This is a genomic window from Frankia sp. CcWB2, from assembly GCF_977927585.1.
In genome coordinates this window covers 7,794-17,970 of the sequence record NZ_CDWRCM010000093.1, presented here as the reverse complement: position 1 = coordinate 17,970, position 10,177 = coordinate 7,794, and the positions used below count along the sequence as shown (strand labels likewise).

Annotated in this window: 7 protein-coding genes; all 7 read right to left on the bottom strand. The window is 72.5% G+C overall.

Annotated elements, in window-relative coordinates:
- Window positions 1-7: 7 nt before the first annotated feature.
- Window positions 8-1,672: an ABC transporter substrate-binding protein gene (locus tag ACY45C_RS11700; protein WP_462187641.1), complete on the bottom strand. Its 1,665-nt coding sequence runs from the start codon at window positions 1,670-1,672 to the stop codon at window positions 8-10.
- Between the two features lie 320 nt (window positions 1,673-1,992).
- On the bottom strand, window positions 1,993-3,111 hold the full coding sequence (locus ACY45C_RS11695) for a hypothetical protein (RefSeq protein ID WP_462187640.1): 1,119 nt from the start codon (window positions 3,109-3,111) through the stop codon (window positions 1,993-1,995).
- Window positions 3,108-4,634 (bottom strand): ferritin-like domain-containing protein, encoded by a 1,527-nt coding sequence (locus ACY45C_RS11690; protein WP_462187639.1) that lies wholly within the window; start codon window positions 4,632-4,634, stop codon window positions 3,108-3,110. The genes ACY45C_RS11695 and ACY45C_RS11690 overlap by 4 nt, the downstream gene beginning before the upstream one ends.
- A 107-nt stretch (window positions 4,635-4,741) precedes the next feature.
- Window positions 4,742-6,211 carry a radical SAM protein gene (locus ACY45C_RS11685; RefSeq protein WP_462187638.1) on the bottom strand — a complete coding sequence of 490 codons (1,470 nt, stop codon included), beginning with the start codon at window positions 6,209-6,211 and terminating at the stop codon, window positions 4,742-4,744.
- Complete coding sequence (locus ACY45C_RS11680; protein ID WP_462187637.1) at window positions 6,208-7,671, bottom strand: hypothetical protein; 1,464 nt, start codon at window positions 7,669-7,671, stop codon at window positions 6,208-6,210. The genes ACY45C_RS11685 and ACY45C_RS11680 overlap by 4 nt, the downstream gene beginning before the upstream one ends.
- Before the next feature lie 490 nt (window positions 7,672-8,161).
- A complete protein-coding gene (locus ACY45C_RS11675) occupies window positions 8,162-9,043 on the bottom strand; it encodes a helix-turn-helix transcriptional regulator (RefSeq protein WP_462187636.1) in 882 nt (293 codons plus the stop codon).
- Between the two features lie 453 nt (window positions 9,044-9,496).
- Window positions 9,497-10,177, bottom strand: a 681-nt coding sequence (locus ACY45C_RS11670) for a response regulator transcription factor (RefSeq protein WP_462187635.1), incomplete at its 5' end; no start/stop codon positions are given.

Genomic DNA, 10,177 nt, shown 5'->3' with positions numbered 1-10,177 from the left:
TCCTAGATCAGCCCACCCAGCTGTCGTAGAACAGCGGGAAGGCGTCCGCGTCGAAGGTGATGTCGTGGACCTTCGACGCCGTGCCGACAGTCCGGGTGAACACGTAGACCGGCAGGGTGTACGCGTGGTCGATCACATATTTCTGCACCTGCCCGTAGGCCTTCTTGCGGGCGGCGAGATCCGTCGTGCCGGCGCTGGTCGCGAGCCATTCGTCGACCTCCGGCACCGCGATCCCGGAACTGTTCGCCCCGCCCTGGGTGAACGTCAGATTCGAGGCGAACAGCGTACGGAGCAGGTCGGGGTCGGACTTGCCCCAGCTGTAGGCGATCAGGTCGTAGCCGCCGGCGTTGCGCTGGGTGGTGTAGGCGCCCGAGTCCATCGAGTAGAGCTTGGTGGCGATGCCGGCCTTCTTCAGGTCGGCCTGTACCGCCTGGCTGACGATGTCGCGCTGCTCGCGGTTGAAGGCGCCGACGTAGGGCCAGTCGAGGACGAGACGCGCGCCGTTCTTCGTGCGGTAGCCGTCGGCGTCGCGGCCGGTGTAGCCGGCCTCGTCGAGCAGCTTGTTCGCCGCGGCGACGTCATGGGGGAAGGCCTTCTCGAGGCTGGGATCGTAGGCGATGTTCTTTGGCGTCAGGGTGCTCCACGCGCGGGCGTACTGGCCGGCGTAGACCGTCTTCACGATCGTGTCGACGTCGACGGCGCGCTGGACGGCCTTGCGGACCCGCTCGTCGGAGAACGGCGCACGCCTGGTGTTGAAGTGGATCGAGTAGTTGGCGTTCTGCGGAATCACCTTGAGCAGCCGCAGGGAGTTATCGCCCTCGAGCGCGGCGACGTTCTGCGCCGGCACGCCGTCGGCGGCGTCGATCTCCCCACTGCGCAGCGCGCTCACCCTCGTCGCGTCCTCGGGCAGGAAGCGGATGGCCAGCTTGTCGAGGTAGGCGGCGCCGGTGTGCTTCGCGCCGCCGGGGGCCGAGGTGTAGCCGTCATTGCGGGTGAACTCGGCGACCGATCCCTTCACATAGCGGGTGAAGCGAAACGGCCCGGTACCCACCGAGTTCGGCCCGCCCGAGCAGAGGGTGTCCGGCGCTTCGGCGATCTTCTTCGGCGACTCGATGCCGAGGTAGGCCGTGGCGGCCGCGGCGAGGAATGCCGCGTACGGCTTGGAGAAGGTGACCTTGGCCGTGCGCGGGTCGACGACCTCGGTGCCGACGTAGGGGCCGAGCAGCGCCACCGCGTACTGCGACTTCGTTGACTTCGCCGCGATGTGGTCGAAGTTCGCCTTCACCGCCGCCGCGTCGAACGGTGTGCCGTCGTGGAACGTCACGCCGTCCTTGAGCTTGAAGGTGAACGTCTTCGCGTCGGCGGAGACCGTCCACGACGTGGCCAGCCACGGGCCGACCCCGCCGCTCGGCTGCTGCGCCACGAGCGAGTCGAACACACCCCGCTGGATGACAGCGGTGACGTCGGCCGGGCTGACGTGCGGGTCGAGGCAGTCGCCCTCGGTGGCCACCGCGAAGGTGAGCGTGCCGCCCCGGTGCGGTGTTCCGCCCGCCCCGTTCGCGCTGGTGGAGCCGACGGGTGCCGGATCGGACGCGCAGGCGCCGAGCATGGCGGCGGCCGCGACGGCCGCGACGCGGACGGCGGGGTGGAATCGGGAACGTGGGCGTTTCATGGATGCTCCAGATAGGGCGGACGCGACGATGGCCTCACCAGGTCATGCGGCCCGGCGGCCGAGGGGCACGCGGAGCCGCAACCGGCGGCCCGGGCGCGTGCCGTACGGGCACGGACCAGCACGAACGGGGAGGTAGTCGCCGATGGTGCTACTGCCGTACCAGTCCAGACAGGCAGCGGTTCATCCTGTTATCGCGGCTCATAGGCATCGGGCCGCAAGCCCGTGCGCATCGCCCGTAGGCCCACCCGCACGTGCCGCGCGCCCCGCCCGGCGTCGCGCATGTCCGTCCGGCGGTGCGCCACGCCACCTCGGTGGAGCCGTCAACGGGGATGAGCGACGAGGTGGCGGTCCACCAGGGTGAAGCCGAAGGAGGGCGGTGGGGCCGCGCCGAACCGGCGCAGGGCACCCGCCATCGTGTCGATCTCGTCCCGCCAGGCCGTCGCGGCCAGGGCGGAGGTGTCCGGATCCGAGGTGTCCAGGGCGGAGGTGTAGAGGCCCAGACAGGTGCGGACGTGCTCGAAGAAGGCGGTTAGGACCCGGGCCGTGACGTGCGCGCGGACGTCCCGCTCGTCGGCACCCCGGTCAATGGCCTCGATCGCCGCCGCGGCGAGGATCGCCGTGCAGACGGCGTGAACGACCCCCGAGCCGCTGAGCGGGTCGAACCGGGCGGCGGTGCCTCCCACCGCGAACCACCCCGGCCCGCAGGGCGGTTGCAGGAACCGGGGCGCCGCGGGCACGACCACGACGGTCTCGGGCAGCGCCGTCAATCGTGCTCCCAGCGCCGTCTCGGCGAGAAGCCGATGAAGCAGCGGCACGGGACGGGCGACGGGCCCGGGGACCATCGCCTGCACCAACGCCTGCCGCTCGCCGATCGGCGCCAGGAAGACCCATGCCGACCCGGCGGCCACCAGCCGGCTCGTGGCGGTGGGCTCGGCCGGCGCGAGCCGCACCTCGGCGCTGATCATGTTTCGGCGTCCGAGCTCGACGGGTCGGGCCGGTCGGCCTGGTGGAGGCGCAGCGGCGGTGACCAGCCACGCGGCAGGCGGCGACGCGAGGCCATCCGGGGTGAACCGGACCAGGTCCGGGTGCGCCTCGGCGAGCCGTGCGCCCAGCCGGCGGACCAGCACGCTGCCGTCGACCGCCAGGCTGGGCTGCTCCAGCCGCCGCGTCGTGGCCGACCCGCCCCACCGGACGTGCCGGTGCCGAATCGGCCAGGCGTCCTCGAACAGGCCGGCGCCGCCGTCCCAGACGTCCCGGAGCACGGCAACGGTCAGCTCGTTGAGCACCAGCCAGCGCGGACGCGCACCGCCGGTATCCGGCGCCCGCTCACGGGCATCCGGTTGCCATCCGGTCACCCGGACGGGCCGTCCCTGGGCGGCGAGCAGGTACGCGCAGGTCAGGCCGGCCAACCCAGCCCCGGCGACGACGACCTCGGTCATTCCTCCGTCCGGGAGCCGCCCGGCTCCCCGTCCGTTGCGGAGGCCGTTGCGGAGGCCGGCGCGGTGCCGGCGGTTAGGAGCTCGGCGAGCAGGGCCTCGTGCGCCGCCCCGTGCTGGAGCACGAGTCGACGCTCCGCCGAGCCGCCCAGCTCGGCAACGGTCTCCTGCGCCCGCCGGAGCCCGGCGGCGTGGTCGGCGACCGGAATGGGCAGGGTGACCGGACCGGGCAGGGCGAAGCGCGGCTGCACGCCGCGCGCGGCGAGCAGGTGGTTCGTCTCGTGCAGGCTGAACATCGCCCGACGGGCCTGCTCGAGCAGCTGCCCGCCGGCCCGGCCCCCCAGGGCGAAGGTCGCCTGCAGGGCGCTGAGCAGCAGAGCGTAGTTCTGGTCGCTGAGATCCGCCAGACCGCCGGTGAGCGCGTCGACCGGATCCGGCCGCATCGTGCGCAGATAGCTCTCCGGCGCGAGCCCGGCGAGGTGATTCTTGACCGTGCCGAACCGGCGGAAGTGCTCACCCCCCTCGTCGATGATGAGCTTGACGAGGTGGACGAGCCGGTCCCGCTCGGGGAAGAGGTCGGGCCGTCCATCGATCGTGCGCAGCAGCCGCACGTACATCCCGTCGATGCCCGACGCCGTTCCCTGGCTCGGCCGTTCGACCTCGATGAACCAGTCCAGCTGTGCCGGGGTCAACGGCTGGAGCTGGAACGGCCGGTCGAGCTGGCGGTGGATGCGCTCGGCCCGGCCGACGTTCGGGGGCAGGCCGAGCAGGGTGAGCGCCTCGTTGACCCAGCGCAGGTGCCGCATCTCGTCGACCGCGATGGAGAACACCTCGGTGGCCGCGGCATGCACGCGGCGGGTGTGCTCGTCGGCGTCGTCGGGCAGTAGCCGGGGCGCGTCGAGCGAGTAGTGGGCGAACAGGTACTCCACCGACAGGGCATGTTCGACGGTGGCCAGGTAGTTCAGCTCGGCGAGCACCTCGTCCCGGGTCAGCTCGTCGGTAGCCGGCTCCGGGGGCGGCGGCGGCGCGCCCCCGCCGGTCTCCCGGCCGTCCAGCACGACGGCCAGGTCGTTCCAGGCAGGGAGCATCTCGGGGTAGTCCAGTTCCAGCTCCCGGCGGCCGACCTCGGTCGCCAGGTCGGCGGGCGGCGGAACGCTGGTGCGATCGCGCCGCTGGAAGTTGACGTAGGGGACCTGCCCGTCCGCGCTGGTGACGACGTCGGGCTTGGACGCCGCCCACAGGTGCAGGGGCAGATCCGCGTCGGTCAGGCCGCGCTCGGCGGCGACACCGGTGGCGGCGACGTGGCGCAGCACGGCGCCGTCCGGACGGTGGAACTCGAAGGTCAGCCCGGGGAAGAACGCCTTGTCGAGGTTACGCTGGTCGAACTCCAGCCCCGGATAGCAGTTGTCGACGCCGCTCTCGGGACGGGTGCCGGCCGGGTTGCCGCGCACAACGTGGTCCGCCCGCGCTGTCAGGTTACGGGGGAAGATCTTCCCGGCCGGTGGCCCGGGCACGGGATCCGCCATGTTTCAGCCCCTTCCTCGAGCGACGCACCTCGCCGGGCGACGCATCCTCATCGAGTTCATCGAGCAACGCCTCATCACCGGGCGGCGCACCACCGGGCGGCGCACCATCACCGGGCGACGGTGGTCGGGTCACTGCCGCTGCCGCCGTACATCGCCGACGCCGGCGGTCGCCCGTCGAAAAAATCGGGACGCGCCGCGGACAGCTCGACGTACGCCCGCAGGCAGAAGGCGAGCCAGCCACGGATGTAGTCGCAGCCGGGCCGCCCGCGCCGGGTGACCTCGTGATAGCAGCCGCCCCCGCACAGATACCGGGCCCAGCACGAGCGGCACGGGCTCATCCGGTCGACGTGGCTACGGGCGAGGTGACCCGCCCGGGCCGCGTCGTCCGGGCCGGCCGCCACCGACCCCATGGCGAAGTCGGGGTCGTCGACGAGCCGGTGGCAGGCGAACAGGTCGCCGTTCGCGGCGGCGCTGAGGTACCCCGCGCCCGCCCCGCACGGGTAGGGGCGATGGCTGCCGCGGTGAATCTGCTGAATGGCGGTCTCGAAGTTGCCGAACGGGTACCGGCGACCGGCGGCCAGCTCGCGCAGCGCCACCTCGCCGCACTCGACCATCTGCCGCAGGAACTCGTCGAAGGCCGGGCGGGTGAACTCGAGCGCCGGGTCCGGCGACGCGACGACCGCGGCGAACCCGACCTCGTCGAACCCGAGGCCGATCACATGGTCGAGGACGTCGCGCAGCCGGCCGCTCGCCGGGGTGACGGTGATCCGGGCGGCGAGGTGGCGCGGGCGCCCGTGGCGGGCCAGCAGGTCGAGCCCGGCCCGCACCCGGTCGTAGGCACTGGCCCCGCCGGCCCCGCCAGGCAGCCGCCGCAGCGCGTCGTTGCGGTCCCGGTCGCCGTCGATGCTCACCGAGACGGCGAAGGGATACTCGGCGAAGAGGCGGGCGTCCTCGGGACGCAGCACGGTCAGGTTCGTGGTCAGGGAGAACCGCACCCGCCGCCCGGCGGCCGCGGCCGCCCGCGCCGCGTAGACGGTGACCTCATGGACGAGGTCCGCGGCGAGCAGCGGCTCGCCGCCCATGAACCCCACGACGACGTCGGCGCCCGGCCGCGACTCGGCGAGGAGGCGGTCGACCGCCGCGAAGGCGACCCCGCGCGGCATCGCCCGGGCCGCACCGCCGAACCGCCCCTCGTCGGCGTAGCAGTAGGCGCACGACATGTTGCACGCCTGCATGACGTTCAGCGACAGGGCGGACAGCCGTGGCGGGTCGATCGGACGCCCGTCGATGCGCCGGGGCGTGGACGGCTCCAGCCCCAGGTCGGCGCGCAGTCCGGGATCGAGCTCGATCGCCCCGCCCGAGCCCAGCCAGGTCTCCACTCGCCGCGCGACGTCCTCGGGCAGGTCGTAGACCCGACTGCCGTCCGTCACGAACAGGTGCGCACCCCGTGTGCTGCGGAACAGGCGGACCTCGGCGGCGGGATCCGGCGCGCCGCCCGAGACGGCGGCCCGCTCTCCTTCCGCCGGCCGCGGTTCCCAGCCCGGCGGGCGGCGACCGATCTGCAGCAGGACCGTCACGTGCCGGACTCGATGTCCCGCCGCAGCGCGGCGCTCCAGGCGAGAAGAAGATCGTACTGCCGCCGGGTGATGTGCATCGGATGGCGGTCGGAGCCGCGCATCAGCGCCGGCATGCGACGGTCGTAGTAACGCTCCCTGGTCGCCGGCTCGCGCACGACCGCGGGGAGCAGCTCGGGCCGCTCCCGCAACAGGTCCTCGAGCCCCTCCAGCGCCAGGAACCGGCGGTGGCGCGCCCGGCCCGCCTCGGTCAGCGGAAGCGGGTGGCCGGTCACCGGCTCGGCCGCCGGGAACGCCAGGTCCCGGACCGACTCGACCGGCTCCCGCCGGCTCCGCGCGATCGCGGCGTTCTCGAACCGGGCCCGGTCGTTCTGGGCGTCGATGTTGACCGCGCCGACCGTCTCGAAGATCCGCTCGAACAGGTCGCGGACCTCCAGCGTGGTGCGGGCCGCGTCCGCCACGTAGGCGGGCTCGCGGACGTCGGCGCGCCGGACCCGGTCGGTCAGGCCGTCCGCGGCCGAGGTGAACGGCCGCCGGTCGGGTGCGAAGTCCGGCGGCCCGACGACGATCCGGGCCGTCGCGGTGAGTCCCCCCGGCAGGACGACCCGCACCGTGCCGTCGCAGACGTCGTCGACGAGCCCGAGGCTGGCGCTGTTCTCGGCGCCCGGGTTGGTGCGCGGGTCGTCGCCGGTCAGCGCGAAGCCGCTCCACGTCGACTGCGGGTTGAGGATGAGCCGGTCCGCGGGCAGGACGTAGACGCTCGTCTGCGCCGGGAGGTCCGTCGGGCCGTACACCGCGCCGACGGCCGGGGTGAACCGCAGCCGCAGCTCCGGCAGCTCGGTGTTCGGCCGGGTCAGCTGCACGCTGCCCAGCGGGACGCGGCTGCCGACGGGCACCAGCGGCGTCGCGGCGCCCTCGGGGGAGCGCCCGTCGAGCGGGCGCCGCCCGGTGTCGTCGCCGGCGATGCTCACCTTCGCGGCGATCCGGTCGTCGTCGACCTGCGTGTAGTGATGCGGCTTGAGGTTGGCGACCTCCACCTCCCACCGCACCTGGGAGAGGCTGAGACCGAAGGCCGCCAGGACATCGGGGGTGATCGGCCCCTCGTGCGTCACCCCGTCGGTCGTCCACGCGCCGTGCAGCTCGAAGAACGGGCACACCGGGCGGAATCCCGCGGCGTCCTTGAACGTCACCGTCGCCGGCAGCCGGGTGGTGACCGTCCCGTCCTCGGCGACATCGAGGGTCTCGGCCGGCTGGACGATCGTGCGCCCGGTGCCCCGCGGCGACAGGTCGTTGGGGCCCCAGACGTAGTTGTCACAGGGGGTAGGCGACGGGCCCAACCGCCCGTAGGCAAGCGGCGGGTACAGCCACAATTGGTCGATCATCCAGATCTCCTGTTCTCCCGCACCCGCCAGGATGGCCGACGCCCCGAGGAAACGCCGGTCACCCGTGGATTCCCGCGTCATACCATGCGGGAATCCACCACCGTCGATCGCCGGCGTTCACCGGTATTTCCGTCGAACCCGACGGCGCGCCGTGCCTGTTTCATCCCAAACGTCATCGCGTCCCAAACGTCGCCTCCCCCGAACGTCGCCGCCAAGCCGGGTGACCGATCCGGGCGACGGCTCGACGGTGATACGGCGAAACCGTTCGCCGTTACATCTATCACACCGGGTCCGTCATCTACCATCCTGAACCCGCCGCCGCGCGGTGAACTGTCGGACCCGAGACAACGCCGGATTCCGGCCGCCACCGGCCTTCCCGCCGGGCGAGGATCAACCGCTGGGCCAGCCGCCGACCAGACCGGGAGACGCAAGCGACAGTCGCGTCCGGGCCCCCGTCAATCCCGACGACTTCGACATAGAACACCGGGCTCGGCGCGATGCACCTCACCCATCCCAGCAAACTCACTACCCCATCCCAGCAACTCGCCGCAGGCTGGGCCGCCGGTCGCGGTCAGGCCGAGAGCCGCTGCCGCGCGGCGGGGCCCGGGCGCCGCGCCTCGCCCGGCGTCTCGCCCGGCGTCTCGGCCGCCAGCTGGGCGAGCAGCTCCCGGTCCGCGGGCGTCGCGGGCGTCTGGAGCCAGATGGTGGACTCCGGGTCGTCACCCGGTCGCAGCACCGACAGCATCAGCGAGATGTCACCGAGCGGCGTGGCCGCGCTGACCGTGCGGCCCGTGAACACGCGCACGGACCGGCACTGCCACCAGGCACGCAGCTCGGGGCGCGCCTGTTCGAGCAGCTCCAGCACGGCACGGCCGCGCTGGTCGTCGGGATGATGACCGAGCTGGGCGCGGAACTGGGCGAGCAGGTCCTTGGCCACGTCCTCGGACCCGCCCATCCCGTCCCGGGTCCGGGGCTGCGCCACCAGCATCCACAGCAGGTTGCGCTGGGGCTCGGGCACGTCGGCGGGATCCCCCCACAGGACGGTGTAGGCGTCGTTCCAGGCGGTGACGTCGAAGCGCCGGTCGAGTAGCAACGCCGGACAGTTCGGCCAGTTGTCCAGCACCGAACGCAGCGCCTTGACGAGGGTGTGGTGGCGGTCCGCCGGCGGCGTGTGCAGGCCGGCGAGCGCCAGGGCGTGGCGACGACCGTCGTCGTCGAGCCGCAGGGCCCGAGCGACGGCCTCGAGGACCTGCCGGGACGCGGCGACCCGGCCTTGTTCCAGCCAGGTGTACCAGGCGAGGCCGAGGCCGGAGAGGGCGGCGACCTCCTCCCGGCGCAGCCCCGGGGTGCGGCGGCGAGGTGTGGCGGGCAACCCGACGTCCTCGGGTCGCAGGCGCTCACGGTGGGCACGAAGAAAGAATCCAAGCTCACGCTGGCGGGCGTCGTCGCTCATCGGTTCCAGTCGGATCGGGCGGCCTTGTCGACACCGCCGATCCGGCACATCCGGCACATCCGGCGGGCGGGACAGCATCGACACAGGGACACGCGGTCAGCAGGACTGCTACTATTCTCAGTCGCCAACAACGCCTAACAGCAGTCACCCATGTGATGGCTGAAATCCAGCCACCACCGCCGGATCAGCGCAGGCCGAAACGGCCGAGCGGACCGTCCAACGCAAGAAGACACAGTCCCATGGTGGCATCGCCCGGCGGCCATGTCCGGCGCTTACCTGGAAAGATCGTGTCATTTACATGATCAAACAACGTCGGCACAAATTTCGATACCCGAAGCAACCTACCGATAACCGCAAGTAATAGACCTGTGATGATCGACTGGAATCCGGACCATCGAAAACACCGACTCGCGGAACGTGTTCATCCCTCCATGGCGCCCGCGGCCACCCCGATCATTCGATTACCCGGTCCGGCGCTCGGTCCAGCGCCGATCCGCGGCCGGATCCGCGCCCACGGCCCGTCCAGCCCGCATGCGGACCGTCCAGCAGTCCGTGCCGATAGGCGTAGAGGCCGGCGCGCAGCCGGTCCGGCTGGCCGATCTTGCGCATCGCACCGGTGAGGTACCGCTTGACCGTTGCCTCGGCCAGGGCGAGCTCGCAAGCGATCTCCGCGTTCGACAGGCCGCGGGCGAGCTGGCCGAGCACCGCGCGTTCCCGGGAGGTCAGCCCGAGGACCTGCGGTGGCAGTTCGGCCTGGACCGGCGGCCCCGGCACCCCCGTCGGCGGCGGCGCGGGCAGGAAGACCACGCCGCCGAGCGCGGCGATGGTGACCGCGTGGGCGAGGTCGGCAGGCGGAGTGTCCGGCAGCACCGCCCCCGACGCCCCGGTGGTGAGGATCTGGGTCAGTTCGGCGCAGGTGGCCAGCGGCCGCAACAGCAGAACGCGCGTGATGGGGATCCGGTCGGCCTCCGCGCGCAGCCGGCGCACCGCCGCGAGGTCGGTCGCGAGGTCCCCCGCGAGCCCGAGCAGCAGCACCCGGGGACGCGAGCGGCGGATCTGCGGCAGCGCGGCATCCAGCCGGTGGCTGCGGCCGACGACGTCGAGCCGGCAGATCGTCGAGAGCAGCAGGTGCAG